The sequence below is a fragment of the Halopseudomonas laoshanensis genome, from assembly GCF_008365385.1.
Classification (GTDB): domain Bacteria; phylum Pseudomonadota; class Gammaproteobacteria; order Pseudomonadales; family Pseudomonadaceae; genus Halopseudomonas; species Halopseudomonas laoshanensis.
Genome location: NZ_QOVF01000009.1, coordinates 1 through 15,584 on the forward strand (window position 1 = coordinate 1; position 15,584 = coordinate 15,584).

A 15,584-nucleotide genomic window follows, 5' to 3' on the forward strand; every position below is an offset into this window, starting at 1 on the left:
CGGGAATCCAAGCGGACTATCAAATCCAAGAAGTGCTACCCAAACCCAAAGTCAAAATGGATTCCCGCCTGCGCGGGAATGACGGGGTGGGGCGCGGGCTAATCCATACAACAGCCAGGGTGCGCACCGTACCCAAATCCAAACCCAGGTTTCAGTCATTCCCACACCTCCATGTCATTCCCGCCCACCTCCGTCATTCCCGCGAACGCGGGAACCCATTTTGACCTTCCATCAGGCATCAGGGTGTTACACTACCCACCATTCAACCCAATCACCGCCGTCCCCCGAGGTAAGCATCCTTGTTTAGCGAATTTGCCCTGCACGAACGTCTGCTCAAAGGTCTTGAAGAACTCAAGTTCGATACCCCGACCCAGGTCCAGGAAGCCGCCATCCCCCTGGCCATCGAAGGCAACGATCTGCATGTCATCGCCCAGACCGGCAGCGGCAAAACCGGCGCCTTTGTGCTGCCCTTGCTACAGCGGTTAATGACCGAAGAAAGCCAGGCCCTCGAGCCACGTGCGTTGATCCTGCTACCCACCCGCGAACTGGCCCGGCAGATCCTCAGCGAAGTACAACGCTTCGCCAAGTTCACCTTTATCAAGGCTGAACTGATCACCGGCGGTGAAGACTTCAAAGTTCAGTCAGCGAAGATGCGCAAGAATCCGGACATCATCATCGCCACCCCTGGTCGCGCGCTCGAGCATCTGGCAGCCAACAGCCTGATCCTCTCGTCCATCCAAGTGCTGGTTCTGGATGAAGCCGACCGCATGCTGGATATGGGCTTTACCGAAGACGTCATGAAACTGGCCAATGCCTGCCCGCCAGAACGACAGACCATGCTGTTCTCCGCTACGAAAGGCAGCGCGGCACTAAAGCGTGTCGTAGAGGAGGTGCAGCGCACGCCACACCTGCTGCAACTCAGCACCGTCCGCGACGATACCCCGGCGATCACCCAGCAGGTCATCGCCGCCGACGACCAGACCCATAAGGAAGCGCTGCTCAAGTGGCTGCTGATCAACGAGAGCCCCGGTAAGGCCATTGTATTCACCAACACCCGAGTCATGGCTGACCGGCTTAACGGCGTGTTGCGGGCGATGGATTTGCGGGTCTATGTGTTGCACGGCGAAAAAGACCAGAAAGACCGGAAACTGGCCATCGAACGCTTGAAGCAAGGGCAGGTCGGCGTGCTGGTCGCTACCGACGTCGCCGCTCGCGGTCTGGATATCGACGAGCTGGACCTGGTCATCAACTTTGACATGCCGCGCAGTGGTGATGATTATTTGCACCGCGTAGGCCGTACCGGACGGGCAGGGGCGGAAGGCGTGGCCATTTCGCTGGTCGCGCCGCACGAGTGGAATTTGATGTCCAGCATCGAGCGCTATTTACGTAGGCAGTTCGAGCGGCGCCTGGTTAAAGAGCTACCCGGGAGCTACAAGGGCCCAAAAAAGACCAAGTCATCCGGCAAGCCGGTAGGCAGCAAGAAAAAGAAAGATGACAAGAAGAAAGATGGCAAGAAGCGCCCGAAGTCCAAACCAGCGGCTAAACGTAAGCCCGCTGCGCCGGTAGGCCAGGTCGTGACAAGTTCAGATGGATTCGGCCCGCCAAAGAAGCGCAGCTGATTACAGATTCTTTGACGCCCCGCGAAAGCGGGGTGTCATGTACTGCAGTCACCCCTCACTGTGCCCAGTATTCCCGCACCAATCCCGTCATCCGCGCATCTTTCCCGTCATCCTCGCGAACGCGGGGATCCATCTAAGGTCCGCATACCGCGTAGATTAATCATCTGCACCTCTACTACCCTGACGAAACAGAAAGATCACCACCCACCCGCTCAATACGCCCGCACCGTTAGCCCCAAGGTCAGACCAGTCAGCTACGCGCAGCGGATGAAAGGACTGAACATATTCGATGCCTGCACCGAGCGCGAAGATCATTAGCCCCCGTGCCCACCAACGCCAGCGTGGGAAGCTCAGATAGCTCAGCAGCATCAAAACAAAAAGCCCGCCTGCATGGTAAAGATCGCTCATCCAATTATAGGTGACAGGGGTCGGTGAGGGTCTTAGCCCAAGATACAAAGCCAAGAGAAGCACAATAAAAAATAGAACCTTGAACATTGCCCGCAAGCGCACCCACCGGCGCGCAGTGCTCAGCCACATAAACACTCCAATAAATTATTCAACCCACGTTGGTCTGATCATGCTCACGACGGCATGGGTTGACGTTATTGCGCGGCGTTCAGTTGCAATCGGATGATTCTACTGACCGCTTATAGCGCTGGATCATAACCTGAAGCGACATTAAATCCGAGTCGACGTTAGACCAATTGGTGCTCGGCAGCGTCAAACCTCAGTGCTACCATTCGCCAATCAAGCCAGCCTCTGCCCCATGTATGCCTTTCGGCGCTGCAGGCCGTTGCAGGACGTAGTAGGAAATTGAGCTCAAGTACCGAGGTTGGGGTAGTGATGAAGGTAATGGTGACGGGCGCTAACGGCTTCGTAGGATCTGCATTAACTACTATGCTGTCTTGCAGCGGAAATTATTCAGTTTGCGGCGTCTCCAGAAGACCATTTGAAAGCGCCGCGGATGAGCATATTGTGATCGAGGGCTTCGGCCCTGATGATGCCTGGGCAGCCGCACTGGCGTCGGTAGACGTGCTCGTTCATTGCGCCGCACGAGTGCATGTCATGTCCGAAACCGCCACGGATCCGTTGACCGCATATAGACAGGTTAACGTAGACGGTACATTGGCGCTCGCGCGTCAGGCTGCGAAAGCCGGAGTAAAGCGATTTATTTTCCTGAGCTCTATCAAGGTCAATGGAGAAGCCACGCATGCCAGTGGCGCATTCACCGCAGATGACGCGCCTGCGCCAGCGGACCCCTACAGCATGTCCAAATGAGAGGCAGAGCAGGGTCTAGGAGAACTCTCCCGTACCACCGGTATGGAAATAGTGATTATCCGCCCCGTCTTGGTTTATGGCCTCGGAGTAAAAGGCAATTTCAATATCATGATGAATTGGCTATACAAGGGAATCCCGCTTCCGCTCGGTGCCATACATAACCAACGCAGTCTTGTCGCATTGGACAATCTGCTCGACCTTATTGTCACCTGCGTTCAGCACCCTGCTGCAGCCAATCAAGTATTTCTTGTCAGCGACGGCGAAGATTTATCTACCACCCAGTTACTGCAGCAGATGGCAGTTGCCTTGTCTAAACCCGCCAGGTTGATACCGGTACCGGCCTCAATACTTGAGCGCGCAGCAAAGCTACTGGGCAGAAGTGCGATGGCGCAGCGCCTCTGCGCATCCCTCAGAGTGGATATGACAAAGACCTGCACAACACTGAATTGGCGGCCGCCAGTGTCCCTGAGCCAGGGTTTGAAACAGACAGCAGACGAGTTTTTGCGAACCCAGCGCTCTTGATTTTTCAGTTTGATTATTCAGTCGTAAGCTCAGTCTTCCCAGCAAAGGCAGCAGCATACATGCCATTTGTCGGACCGCTGTACAGGTCAAGCCCCAGCAGTCGGCGCTTGCAGAGCGTTAATTTCATGAAACCGAAATAATACTGAAATGCCATTGTTGTTGTCAGAAATCAGTGCAGTTAACATGCGCGTTTATCGCTCCAAGCAGTCCCACGATTTGCCATTTGATTTTAATTACACGGATGTTCGCATTGACGCTGAGCTGCTCTCGGGTGTGCTCTTGATGATGCTGTTCTAACGTCGGTATAAAAGTGCAGACATTCGTCGGATTGATTGACCCCGTCTTTCGCGGTGCAATCGAGCTTACATAGCGTCACTTACATGCTGAGGTACTAATGAAAGGTATTGTTCTCGCGGGCGGCTCCGGCACGCGGCTTTATCCCATCACCAAGGGCGTCTCCAAGCAATTGGTGCCCATCTATGACAAGCCAATGGTCTACTACCCCATCTCGGTACTGATGCTTGCGGGCATTAAAGATATTTTGATCATCACCACCCCAGACGAACAAGCCAGTTTTCAGCGTCTGCTGGGTGATGGGTCGGAAATGGGCATCAACTTTGAATACGTAGCTCAGCCATCTCCAGATGGCCTGGCGCAGGCGTTCATTCTCGGCGAAAAATTCATTGGCGAAGACGATGTTTGCCTTGTGCTGGGCGACAACATTTACCACGGCCATGGTCTGGCTCAGGTGTTGGCCAATGCGGTCAAAAACGTCACGCAAGAGAACAAGGCAACGGTATTTGGCTACCGCGTCCACGATCCGGAGCGTTATGGCGTAGCTGAGTTTGATGCAGATGGCACAGTGGTGAGCCTGGAAGAAAAGCCCAAAGCGCCCAAATCAAACTATGCTGTTACTGGCCTGTATTTTTACCCCAACGATGTAGTGCAAAAGGCCAAGGAGGTTAAACCCTCCGACCGTGGCGAGCTGGAAATAACAACGGTCAATCAGATGTATCTTGACGACAGCCGCTTGAAAGTCGAGCTGCTGGGCCGCGGTTATGCCTGGTTGGACACAGGTACCCATGAAAGCCTCCTGGAAGCCGCTCAGTTCATCGAAATTATCGAGAAACGCCAGGGACTCAAAGTTGCATGCCTGGAGGAAATTGCCTTCCAGATGGGTTATATCGATAAAGATCAGCTACTGACGCTGGCCAAGCAGTTGTCCAAAAATCAATATGGCCAGTACTTGATCAAGTGCGCAGAAGAGGGCCCCATTCCATGAAATTCACCCCTCAGGCGATTCCGGACGTTATCCTTTTCGAACCCAAGGTTCATGGTGATCAACGCGGTTACTTCGCGGAAACCTTTCGCCAGGACGTGTTCGATCAAGCCGCCGGCTACAAGGTCGAGTTTATTCAGGATAACGAGTCCAGCTCCAGCCGCGGAGTGTTGCGCGGCTTGCACTTTCAGCTGGCGCCGCATGCTCAGAGCAAACTGGTACGTGTTATCAAAGGCGCCGTCCTGGATGTGGCTGTAGACATCCGCCAGGGCAGCCCCACCTTCGGCCAGCACGTGGCAGTAGAGCTGACTGAAGAGAACAAGCATCAGCTATTCGTTCCGCGCGGTTTTGCTCACGGCTTCGTGGTCCTCAGTGAACAGGCTATTTTTGCCTACAAGGTCGATAACTACTATTCGCCGGAATGCGATCGCGGTCTGGCCTGGAATGATCCAGACCTGAACATTGATTGGCAGGTGCCAGAGCAGGATATCAAGCTGTCGGACAAGGACGCTCGGCAGCCAACGCTCGCTACCCTTGGCAATATGTTTGAACATGGCGTGAATTATTATGCGTAAAACGGTACTGGTTACCGGCTCTACCGGCCAGTTGGGCCGCAGCCTGCAGGACTTGGCCGAGCAGAACACCGATGTTGAATTCACCTTCGTCAATCGCGCGTTGCTGGACCTTGCTGCTCCTGAACAGGTCATGGATTATCTGCAAAAGCATCAGTATGACTACATCATTAACTGCGGCGCCTATACCGCTGTGGACAAGGCCGAGCAGGAACGGGAGCTGGCCGAACAGGTCAATCATCACGCCGTGGCGGCGCTAGCGAAGGCAGCCAAAGCGCAGGGCGCCTATCTGATTCATGTCAGTACTGATTACGTCTTCGATGGTTGTCATTACAAACCCTATGCTGAAGACCACCCCACCGCACCGGTCAACAATTACGGCCAAACCAAGCTCAACGGCGAATTGGCTATTCAGGCGAGTGGCGCGAACGCCTGCATAGTACGCACCAGTTGGGTGTATTCTCAGCACGGCAACAACTTCGTCAAGACCATGCTCCGCCTGGGGCGCGAGCGTGATGCTCTTACCGTTATCGATGACCAGGTTGGCAGCCCGACTTACGCGACCGATCTGGCTTCCGCCATAATGGCATTGGTCCAGCAACAGGAAAGTAACCCTGTTGAAGGTTGCAGCGTCTTTCATTACAGCAACGAAGGTGTCTGCAGTTGGTACGACTTCGCCAAGGCAATTTTTGAACTGGCAGGCGTTGAATGCCAGGTTAAACCGATCGAAACCAAAGACTACCCCACACCCGCAGCTCGGCCGCACTACAGCCTGTTGAGCAAGCAAAAATTCAAACAAACCACTGGCGAGAGCGTGCCCTATTGGCGCGATTCGCTGTTGGTTTGCCTGGAACAAATCAAGGCCGATTCGCATGTCTAAAATTCTGGTTACTGGTGGAGCCGGCTTTATTGGCTCCGCCGTCGTACGTTATTTGGTCAACGAGACCGAGCACTCTGTGGTTAATCTCGACAAGCTGACCTACGCAGGCAACCTCGAATCCCTGAGCTCTGTCAGCAATGACCCGCGCTACGCATTTGAACAGGTCGATATTTGCGACGCAGCTGAAGTGAAGCTGGTGCTTGAACAGCACCAGCCGGATCTGATCATGCATCTGGCAGCTGAATCCCATGTGGATCGCTCCATCGACGGCCCTGGCGAGTTTATTCAAACTAACCTGGTCGGCACCTACGTCCTGCTGGATCAGGCAAGAGCCTACTTCCAGACGCTGAATGCCGAGAAAAAAGCCGGCTTCCGCTTTCACCATATTTCGACCGATGAAGTCTACGGTGATCTACCTCACCCGGAAGAGCAGTCCGGTGAGTTACCACTGTTTACTGAGAGCACAGCTTACGCGCCAAGCTCTCCATACTCGGCCAGCAAGGCCGGTTCTGACCACCTGGTCCGCGCCTGGAATCGTACCTTTGGCTTGCCAACCGTTTTGACTAATTGCTCGAACAATTACGGCCCCTATCACTTCCCCGAAAAGCTGGTGCCCCTGATGATCCTCAATGCACTGGAGGGCAAGCCACTGCCGGTGTACGGCAAGGGTAACCAGATTCGCGACTGGCTATATGTCGAAGATCACGCCCGAGCCCTAGTGCTGGTTGCGACCCAAGGCACAATCGGTGAAACCTATAACATTGGCGGCCATAACGAAAAGCAGAATATCGAAGTGGTTCACACCATTTGTGATCTGTTGGAAGAGCTGAGCCCGCGTGCGGAAGGCACCTACAAGGATCTGATCACCACCGTACAGGATCGCCCTGGCCACGACATGCGCTACGCCATTGATGCCAGCAAGATTCAGCGCGAGCTCGGCTGGGTACCGCAAGAAACCTTCGAAAGCGGTATCCGCAAAACCGTACAGTGGTACCTGGATAACCAGGCCTGGTGCCAGCGGGTGCAGGATGGCAGTTACCAGCGAGAAAGACTGGGGAGCGCCAACTAACCATGAGGGACTTTTCCATATCGCCCCTTGGTTTGGTAAGAGAAACATGGCAGAAGCGACGGCTCATTTACAACTTGTCGAAGCGTGAGGTCGTGGGTCGCTACCGCGGTTCTTTTGTAGGGATTTTCTGGTCTTTTCTCACACCAATACTCTTGCTCACGGTTTTCACCTTCGTCTTTGGTGAGATATTTCAAGCACGGTGGGGCGAGCGCGCGCAGAGCGGGTCACTCGATTTTGCTGTTGCGTTATTTGCGGGCCTGCTGTTGTTCAACTTTTTCTCTGAGTGCTTGGCGCGTGCGCCTAACCTGATTATTGGTAACGCCAATTACGTCAAAAAGGTGGTGTTTCCTTTAGAAGTTCTTACCTTGGTTACAATGCTCGCAGCACTGTTTCATCTGGTCGCAGGCTACATCATTCTGTTGATATTGATGACATTGTCCAGCTGGGAATTTTCCTGGAACATGCTCTGGGTACCGATTGTTTTTGCGCCTTTTGCAGTGATGGTCCTCGGTTTGACGTGGGGTCTTTCCGCTCTAGGAGTATACCTGCGTGACATCGGACAGCTTATTGCCCCGATCCTGACCGCAATGATGTTTCTTAGCCCGATTTTTTACCCACTCTCGAGTGTCAGTGAAAAGTTTTTATGGATCTACCACGTGAACCCGCTGACGTTTGTGATTGAACAGGTTCGCACCGTTATGCTTCAGGGCGCAGAGCCGAATTGGTCGGGGCTCGGTTACTACACAGTAGCAAGCCTCATCATTGGATACGCCGGATTTGTTGTATTTCAGAAGACACGCAAGGGGTTCGCCGATGTGCTCTGACGTGGCGATCAAGGTTTCAAATCTTAGCAAGTGCTATCTGATCTACGACCGTCCTCAGGATCGCCTCAAGCAGATGCTGTTTCGTGGTAAGCGGCAATACTACAAAGAGTTCTGGGCGCTTGATAGCGTGAGTCTGGAAGTAAAGCGCGGCGAGACAGTAGGTATTATTGGGCGTAATGGCAGCGGCAAGTCCACATTGCTTCAGCTAGTCTGTGGCACCTTGAACGCCACTTCCGGCGAGATCACGACGAACGGCAAAGTGGCGGCACTACTTGAACTGGGGTCCGGGTTCAACCCAGAGTTTACCGGGCGCGAAAATGTTTACATGTCGGCTTCGATTTATGGCCTGACCAAGCAGCAGGTCGACGATCGCTATTCTCAAATTGAGGCTTTCGCCGATATTGGAGAGCATATCGACCAGCCAGTGAAAAACTACTCCAGCGGCATGTACGTGCGGCTGGCTTTCGCTGTAATCGCTCATGTAGACGCCGACATTCTCGTGATTGACGAAGCTTTAGCCGTAGGTGATGCAGTCTTCACCCAGAAATGTATGCGCTTTATCCGTAATTTCAAGAAGAACGGCACCCTATTGTTTGTCAGCCATGACATGAGCTCAGTGTTGAACCTGTGCCAGCATGCCATCTGGCTCCATCAAGGCAACTTGCGACAGGCCGGCCCAGCTAAAGAGATCGCAGAAAGCTATTTGCAATATACCTTGCAGGAAGTCTACGGCGATAACGCCTCGCTCAAAAGTATCAGTGACGAGCCAGGTGAAAATGTTGAGAGGGCAGAAGAAACCGACACGCCTACTGACTTCGCGCTCCTGAATTACGATAGCCAGATGCAGGTCTCTGACAACCTTAACGACGCCAACGGCTGGAAGAGCGGCTCAGGGGAGATTTTATCAGCATCGTTGGAATCATTGTCGGGCGTGTCTGAAAACGTATACGTAGGCGGTGAGACGGTCCGTATAAGGATCCGCGCGGTAGCACATGTCGCTTTCGATCAGCCAATTTTAGGCTTTTTGCTCCGCGACCGCCTCGGGCAGGATCTGTTTGGCGAAAACACGCTAGCCTTTACTCATATCAAGCCCATGCCGGTCGCTGCTGGCGAGGTGTTTGAGGCCTATTTCACATTCCGCTTGCCGATGCTACCCAATGGGCAGTACGTAGTGATGACGTCACTGGCAAACGGAGACTTGTACAACAATGTGCAACATCACTGGTTACATGACGCTTTGATACTCAACGTGTCGTCCAGCACCATCCGCTGGGGCCTGGTAGGTGTGCCTTTTGATGAAGTGGTGCTACAAAAACTCACATGAAATCATTACTAGAGCTTTATCAAGAGCATGAAGGCAAAGTGTCGGACAAGTGGACTTTGTATCTTGCCGAATATGATCGGTTGTTTTCTGCGTATCGCGCCAAACCGGTCAGGCTATTCGAGATCGGTATCCAGAATGGTGGCTCGCTGGACATCTGGAGCAAGTATTTCCCGCATGCTGAAAAGCTGATCGGTTGCGATATCAATCCCGATTGTGCCCAGCTGAGCTACGACGATCCGCGCATTGCCCTGGTGATAGGTGACGCCAATACAAGCGAAGCTGAGGCGGAAGTGCTTGCTCATTCCGAGCGGTTTGATCTGATCATCGACGATGGTTCGCATACCTCAATAGATATTGTCAGAACGTTCTCACGTTATTTTTCTCGCCTCAATGACGGTGGTTTGTACGTCGTAGAAGATTTGCACTGCAGCTATTGGCAGGAATTTGGCGGGGGACTCTATGCCCCGTATTCTTCTGTAGCTTTTTTCAAGCGTCTCGCGGATGTAGTCAATCAGCAACACTGGGGCGTAGACAAAGCCAGTACTGACATTCTCGAAGGCTTTACTGCAGCATTTGACGCGCCTTTCGACGCGGCTGTGCTCGCCACTGTGCACTCAATAGAGTTTGTTAACTCTATTTGTATAGTGCGCAAGGCGCCTAAAACAGCCAATCAACTAGGCTCTCGGTTCATCGCCGGCACGCAAGCCAAGGCTGTGCCAGCTATAGCGGGTAAGCATGGCGAATTAGCCATAAGCGTGAGTCAGTCAGAAAACCCCTGGACAGCATTGCCTAAGGGCATTGATGAGCTGTGGCTTGATCAGAAGTCGCAGCTTGAAGATAGCCGCAGCCAGGTCCAAGTACTGCAGACGAAATTGGATGAGCAACTCACTCAGTTGGCGGAGATGGAACTGAGCTTGAATCTGGCTTTGGCCAAACAAGCCTCTCTGGAACTAGAGTCTGCTACGTATTCTGCCTCTCAGGAAGAGCATGAGCAATTGAACGCCGAATGCGAGCAAAGTCAGGCCCGACTAGCTCAACTGGAAGACGAATTATTAGAAGTGCGATCTTCTACCAGCTGGCGTGTAACCGAGCCATTGCGTTTCCTGGGTAACAGTGCACTGCGTCTACGGCGTTTGACCGGTGTAGCCCGCAAGCCGCTCAAGGATATGGGCGCTATGGGCGTTGCGAGGAAAGTCGTCCATGTAGCACGGACCGAAGGCCTGCCAGGGCTAAAGCGCAGGCTGCAGCCAGTGCTCGAGCAGTCCGGAATGTCGCATGGGAGTACAGACGATTATTCAGCCTGGATCCAGCGGCATGATGTTTTGGCCGAAGCTGAGCGTCACTCGATGTTTGAACGCATCAACGCAGCAATGGAGCCGCCTTTGGTTTCCGTTGTCATCCCTGCATATAATCCGAATCCGGATTGGCTATGTGAGGCAATCGATTCAGTTATCGGTCAGTCATATGATAACTGGGAGCTATGCATCGCTGACGATGCTTCTTCTGATCCCCGTATTCGAACGATCTTGCAGAATTACGCGTCGAGCAATCCACGGATCAAAGTAGTATTCCGGGCAGAAAATGGCCACATCTCCGCAGCATCTAACAGCGCACTCGACATTGCGACAGGTGATTGGGTAGCACTGCTTGATCACGATGATCTTCTGGCAAAACACGCTCTACTTTGGGTAGTACATGCGCTGGCGGAAAATCCGACCGCAGGCATGATTTACTCCGACGAAGACAAAATTGATGCTTCCGGTCGTCGCCAATGCCCATTCTTCAAACCAGACTGGTCGCCTCACCTAGCCTTGAGTCAAGCCTATGTTGGTCACCTATGCTGCATTCGAAGGGACTTACTGACTAAAGTGGGTGGCTTTACTGTTGGCATGGAAGGCGCACAGGATTATGCACTCTGGCTGAGTGTTGCTGCGCAGAAAGAGCCCATCATTCATGTACCAAAAGTGCTTTATCACTGGCGCATGCATGCGGGTAGCACCGCATCTCATTCTGCCGCTAAGCCTTATGCACATGACGCAGGTCGGCTGGCTGTTCAGCGGTTTGTTGAAAACTACTACCCTCAAGCCAATATACAGATGGCCGAAAGGGAAGACTTGTTCACCTACAAGGCGGTCTTCAAACAACCGCAAGACGTGCTGATTTCAATCATTATCCCCACCCGGGATCGGGTAGATCTGCTTGGCATGTGTATCGATAGCATACTAGGTGTATCTACCTGGCAAAATCTTGAGATTATCGTTATCGATAACGGTTCAGTTGAAGAGGAAAGCCACGCTTACTTTACCGAGATAACCCGGCGCGACGCGAGAGTAACCGTTAAAAGAATAGATGAACCTTTCAATTGGTCTCGGCTTAACAATATAGGTGCTGAGCTAGCGAAGGGGGATCTATTCGTTTTTCTGAATAACGACACCGTGGTCATTGCGCCTGACTGGCTGCAAAGCCTTGCGGGTTACGCGTTTTTGCCTGACGTCGGATTGGTCGGCGGTCTGCTCCTATTCGAGGACGGTACTATTCAGCATGCGGGCGTCGTTGTCGGCATGGGGGGGTGGGCCGATCACGTGTATCGCACCAGTCCAAATGCGCACGATCCCTCTAGCCCATTTGTATCGCCAGTTTTGACTCGCAACGTACTGTCGGTCACTGGTGCCTGTACTGCTATAACTCGCGCGAAGTTTGAAGAGCTGGGGCGCTACGACGAAGCTTTCATAATTTGTGGTAGTGACGTGGAGTTGGGACTCAGGGCCTGGAAAAAAGGTTATTACAACGTCCAGTGCGGAGAAGTGAAGCTCTACCACTATGAATCGAAAACCCGCAGCCCGCATGTGCCGGATGGGGATTTCGAGCAGTCGGTGCTTAAGTACGCTCCGTACCAGCGTGAGAAGGTAGATCCGTTCTATAATCCCAACCTGTCTCTGCAGCATTGCAAGCCCGGTTTGGTGGAGTAGGCCGATGCGTAAAATTGTATCCTTTGCTCTGCGCCAGCCAAAGATCAACGCCTATCTGAGAAGGCTGTACAGTGAAGTGCGCAGTGCCGCGGATGCTGTAACGCATCCAGCCACAGCGGTGCCTGAAGCTACTCCAATCGACACACGCCGCTCAGATCAGGAGTTCTCTCGTCTTACCTTGCTCGTGCCTGCTTTATCCGTCCAACATGTGTTTGGCGGCATAGCAACAGCGTTGCAGGTATTTACCGCTATTGGTGAGTCTTACACCAATCTGCGCATAGTCCTCACAGATGAGGCAGGGTTTACTCATGACAAAAATCCAGCCTTTTCAGGGTGGAGCATCAAAGAGCTCGATGACGACGATGCCGAAGGTAAGGTAATTGTTCCCGCTGGGGATCGGTGGAGTAAAACACTCCCTATCTGTGCGGGTGATGTGTTTGTCACGACCTCATGGTGGACAACATCAATTGCAGCCAGAATACAGGCAGAGCAGCAAACGATGTTCTTACTGCCTAAGCCTCAGAAATATATCTATCTCATTCAGGATTATGAGCCGGGGTTCTACCCCTGGTCGGCCCGCTATGCGCTGGCTGAAGCGACATACCACAAAGCTGAAAATTTCCTGGCGATCTTCAACACCAGCATCTTGAAAGACTTTTTCCAATCGGAGGGGTATGAGTTTCCCTTGGCGACGCATTTTGAGCCAACGCTGCATCCCCAGCTCAAAATTCGATTGCCATCCGATCCTTCGGCAAAGCGGCAGAAGAAAATCATCATATACGGCCGCCCCGGCGTAGAGCGGAACGCTTTTCCCATTATTGTCATGGCCTTGAAGAACTGGATAGCCGAGGCCAAACCAGAAGGCTGGACTATTGTTTCTGCAGGCGAAGCGCATCCTCCGGTCGATTTGGGTGGGGGCTACACTTTGACTTCTCTAGGTAAGTTATCCATTGAAGGCTACGCCGCAGAGTTAAGCTCCGCCTTCATAGGTGTTTCACTAATGATCTCGCCGCACCCCAGCTATCCGCCCCTGGAGATGAGTGCGTTCGGGGTGCAGGTGATTACCAATAAATACAAATCCAAGGATCTTGCTCAGTTCAGCCCGGATATAAGCACTGTCGATTTCGTTTCGCCTGAAAGCGTGGCCAGTTTACTGGGCGATTTGGCCCAGGCTTACGATCTCCCTTCCACCCCGCGCTCTTTGGCGGGTGATTATCCGGAGTTGACTACATACACAGATTCGGACCAAGACTTCCGCTGGTTAAGGGCATGGGTTGATGAAAATCGCCTCTGATAGGCGGCTCGCCAATGCAGAGTCCTCTCACATTGATCAACCGCACTTCGTTCCAGGATGTAGCCTGTTTTGATAGCTCGTACCTCTGTGCATGCTTGCTGGGTTGACTGAGCGATGAGTTTGCATATCACGGCAGTCATCGTCACCTACAACCCAACCATGCCTCGCTTACAAGCGCTGCTAACGCAGCTACTTGCCCAAGTCGCTGGTGTGGTAGTGGTCGATAACGCCTCTAGTGCGGAAGTACAGTCAGCGTTGTCTGAGCTGCACCTGGAGCGCCTGACAGTGCATTGTCTGGATGAGAACAGCGGCATTGCCGCAGGCCAGAATGCCGGGCTGCGTTTGGCTTTTCAGCAGGGCTGTGATGCAGTGGTGTTCTTCGATCAGGACAGCACCATAGGTGACGAATTTATCGCTAACCTCAGCGAGGGCTTGGTAGATCCCCAAGTGGGCGTGGTAGCCCCGGTCTTCTATGATGAACAGCGTGGTTTTGGCTACCCGCTGGTAGATATTCTGCCCTCCGGCCGGCGCAGGAAATACCTGCCGGGAACCCTCAACGGCCCTGTCGACATATCAGTCGCCATTTCATCCGGCATGCTCATTCGGCGTTCGGTATTCGAGCGCGTAGGGCTGCTGGATGAACGTCTGTTTATTGACTATGTTGATACTGAATGGTGCTTGCGCTGTGCGGCACAGGGTATCGCTATACGGATCATTCCCACCGCCAGCATGACCCATTCAATTGGCGACAAATCGCTGTCTTTCGCTGGCTTCAGGGTGCCAGTACACAGTCCGCTGCGGCGCTACTTCCGCATCAGAAACGCTTTTCATCTACTGCGTATGAATCATGTGCCCAAGCTGATGGCGGTGCGCGAGGTGGTATTCGGTCTGATCCACCAAATAATCCTCATCGCATTCGAATCCAAGCCAAAGGACTACCTTTTCTATTACTTTAAAGCGGTACGAGACGGCGTTGCTGGCGTCTACGGGCCCTTTAAAATGAGGTGAACACGCGTTTGAATAACTCTTTATTGCCAAAAGTTGTCGTTCTGTTGGCCGCGCATAATGGTATGCGTTGGGCCGAAGAGCAGGTCAATTCGATTCTCGCTCAGAAGGGCGTGGACGTCTCGCTGATAGTCAGCGTAGATGCTTCGGAGGATGGCTCGGAGGCCTGGTTTGCTGAGCTGACGCAACAGGATGAACGCATCAGTGTTTTACCTCAGGGCCAGCACGAGGGCGGGGCAGCCGGTAATTTTTTCCGTTTGATTGCCGAAGTGCCCGCTGGTGATGCTGAACATGTCGCCTTCGCTGATCAGGACGACATCTGGCTACCTGACAAGCTGCAGCATGCGGTCATGACTATCAAGCAGAAGGATATAGATGCTTACTCGGGCAATGTGCGGGCAGTATGGGAAGACGGGCACGAAAAAATGATTGAGAAGTCTCAGCCTCAGCGTGAGTGGGATTTTTTATTTGAGGCTGCAGGCCCAGGCTGCACTTACGTATTCACGCCAGCTTTCTATAACGCTCTGCGCGAATTTGTACGGTCACATAGTTCTGAGATGAAAAGCGTTTATCTTCACGACTGGTTTTTTTATGCATTTGCCCGTTCCAGGGGCTTTGCCTGGTTTATCGATCCAGAACCCAAAATGTTTTACCGCCAGCACAGCAGCAACCAGGTGGGCGTTAATACCGGGATAAAAGCAGTGATTACACGTTGCAGAAATATCGGCAATGGCTGGTGGTTGGGTCAGGCGCGGACTATTGCCCGCATCCTTGATCTGCAGAATGACGCATTCGTCAGGCCCTGGATCACTCCCGGCAGGCGAATGGGCTACTTGCATCTGATGAAGAACGTTTTTCGCTGCCGCCGTAAGGCCAGCGACGCAGCCTTTATGGGTGTGATCATGGCAGTTATGTGGGTGTTGAACCCTTAAAGAACTGTTGTATCACA

General features: G+C 53.0%; 12 protein-coding genes and 1 pseudogene. 12 read left to right on the top strand and 1 reads right to left on the bottom strand.

What is annotated here, in order from left to right; translation table 11 throughout:
- Positions 1 to 299 precede the first annotated feature (299 nt).
- Positions 300 to 1,619: a DEAD/DEAH box helicase gene (locus tag DT594_RS17435; protein WP_149334271.1), complete on the top strand. Its 1,320-nt coding sequence runs from the start codon at positions 300 to 302 to the stop codon at positions 1,617 to 1,619.
- A 156-nt stretch (positions 1,620 to 1,775) separates the two neighbouring features.
- Here the strand turns inward: DT594_RS17435 and DT594_RS17440 are convergent, their stop codons facing one another.
- Complete coding sequence (locus DT594_RS17440) at positions 1,776 to 2,156, bottom strand: VanZ family protein (RefSeq protein WP_149334272.1); 381 nt, start codon at positions 2,154 to 2,156, stop codon at positions 1,776 to 1,778.
- 306 nt (positions 2,157 to 2,462) lie between these two features.
- On the opposite strand from DT594_RS17440, the pseudogene DT594_RS17445 reads away from it, so the two are divergent.
- From DT594_RS17445 to DT594_RS17495, 11 genes and pseudogenes are all read left to right on the top strand, one after another.
- Positions 2,463 to 3,419, top strand: a pseudogene (locus DT594_RS17445) (UDP-glucose 4-epimerase family protein).
- Positions 3,420 to 3,813: 394 nt separating this feature from the next.
- Complete coding sequence (rfbA, locus tag DT594_RS17450) at positions 3,814 to 4,701, top strand: glucose-1-phosphate thymidylyltransferase RfbA (protein ID WP_149334274.1); 888 nt, start codon at positions 3,814 to 3,816, stop codon at positions 4,699 to 4,701.
- A complete protein-coding gene (gene rfbC, locus DT594_RS17455; RefSeq protein ID WP_149334276.1) occupies positions 4,698 to 5,273 on the top strand; it encodes a dTDP-4-dehydrorhamnose 3,5-epimerase in 576 nt (191 codons plus the stop codon). Before rfbA ends, rfbC begins: the two co-directional genes overlap by 4 nt.
- Positions 5,266 to 6,150 (top strand): dTDP-4-dehydrorhamnose reductase, encoded by an 885-nt coding sequence (gene rfbD / locus DT594_RS17460; protein WP_149334278.1) that lies wholly within the window; start codon positions 5,266 to 5,268, stop codon positions 6,148 to 6,150. Before rfbC ends, rfbD begins: the two co-directional genes overlap by 8 nt.
- A complete protein-coding gene (gene rfbB / locus DT594_RS17465) occupies positions 6,143 to 7,219 on the top strand; it encodes a dTDP-glucose 4,6-dehydratase (RefSeq protein ID WP_149334280.1) in 1,077 nt (358 codons plus the stop codon). The genes rfbD and rfbB overlap by 8 nt, the downstream gene beginning before the upstream one ends.
- A gap of 2 nt (positions 7,220 to 7,221) precedes the next feature.
- Entirely contained in the window at positions 7,222 to 8,043 is an 822-nt protein-coding gene (locus DT594_RS17470; RefSeq protein WP_149334282.1) for an ABC transporter permease, read from the top strand.
- 1 nt (position 8,044) lies between these two features.
- Positions 8,045 to 9,367, top strand: a complete 1,323-nt coding sequence (locus DT594_RS17475; protein ID WP_342780312.1) for an ABC transporter ATP-binding protein — start codon at positions 8,045 to 8,047, stop codon at positions 9,365 to 9,367.
- The gene (locus DT594_RS17480) at positions 9,364 to 12,336 is read left to right on the top strand and encodes a glycosyltransferase (protein ID WP_149334285.1); all 2,973 of its coding nucleotides are present in this window, start codon (positions 9,364 to 9,366) and stop codon (positions 12,334 to 12,336) included. Before DT594_RS17475 ends, DT594_RS17480 begins: the two co-directional genes overlap by 4 nt.
- 4 nt (positions 12,337 to 12,340) lie before the next feature.
- A complete protein-coding gene (locus DT594_RS17485) occupies positions 12,341 to 13,630 on the top strand; it encodes a rhamnosyltransferase WsaF family glycosyltransferase (RefSeq protein WP_149334287.1) in 1,290 nt (429 codons plus the stop codon).
- A 114-nt stretch (positions 13,631 to 13,744) separates the two neighbouring features.
- Positions 13,745 to 14,638: a glycosyltransferase family 2 protein gene (locus DT594_RS17490; protein WP_149334289.1), complete on the top strand. Its 894-nt coding sequence runs from the start codon at positions 13,745 to 13,747 to the stop codon at positions 14,636 to 14,638.
- Positions 14,639 to 14,646: 8 nt separating this feature from the next.
- Positions 14,647 to 15,567 (top strand): glycosyltransferase, encoded by a 921-nt coding sequence (locus tag DT594_RS17495; protein WP_149334290.1) that lies wholly within the window; start codon positions 14,647 to 14,649, stop codon positions 15,565 to 15,567.
- Positions 15,568 to 15,584 lie beyond the last annotated feature (17 nt).

Excerpts from the sequence above, each read along its gene's own strand:
- DT594_RS17480 (WP_149334285.1), top strand. The coding sequence starts at position 9,364 with ATGAAATCATTACTAGAGCTTTATCAAGAGCATGAAGGCAAAGTGTCG.
- DT594_RS17485 (WP_149334287.1), top strand. The coding sequence starts at position 12,341 with ATGCGTAAAATTGTATCCTTTGCTCTGCGCCAGCCAAAGATCAACGCC.
- DT594_RS17490 (WP_149334289.1), top strand. The coding sequence starts at position 13,745 with ATGAGTTTGCATATCACGGCAGTCATCGTCACCTACAACCCAACCATG.
- DT594_RS17440 (WP_149334272.1), bottom strand. The coding sequence starts at position 2,156 with ATGTGGCTGAGCACTGCGCGCCGGTGGGTGCGCTTGCGGGCAATGTTC.
- rfbD (WP_149334278.1), top strand. The coding sequence starts at position 5,266 with ATGCGTAAAACGGTACTGGTTACCGGCTCTACCGGCCAGTTGGGCCGC.
- rfbB (WP_149334280.1), top strand. The coding sequence starts at position 6,143 with ATGTCTAAAATTCTGGTTACTGGTGGAGCCGGCTTTATTGGCTCCGCC.
- rfbC (WP_149334276.1), top strand. The coding sequence starts at position 4,698 with ATGAAATTCACCCCTCAGGCGATTCCGGACGTTATCCTTTTCGAACCC.
- DT594_RS17470 (WP_149334282.1), top strand. The coding sequence starts at position 7,222 with ATGAGGGACTTTTCCATATCGCCCCTTGGTTTGGTAAGAGAAACATGG.
- rfbA (WP_149334274.1), top strand. The coding sequence starts at position 3,814 with ATGAAAGGTATTGTTCTCGCGGGCGGCTCCGGCACGCGGCTTTATCCC.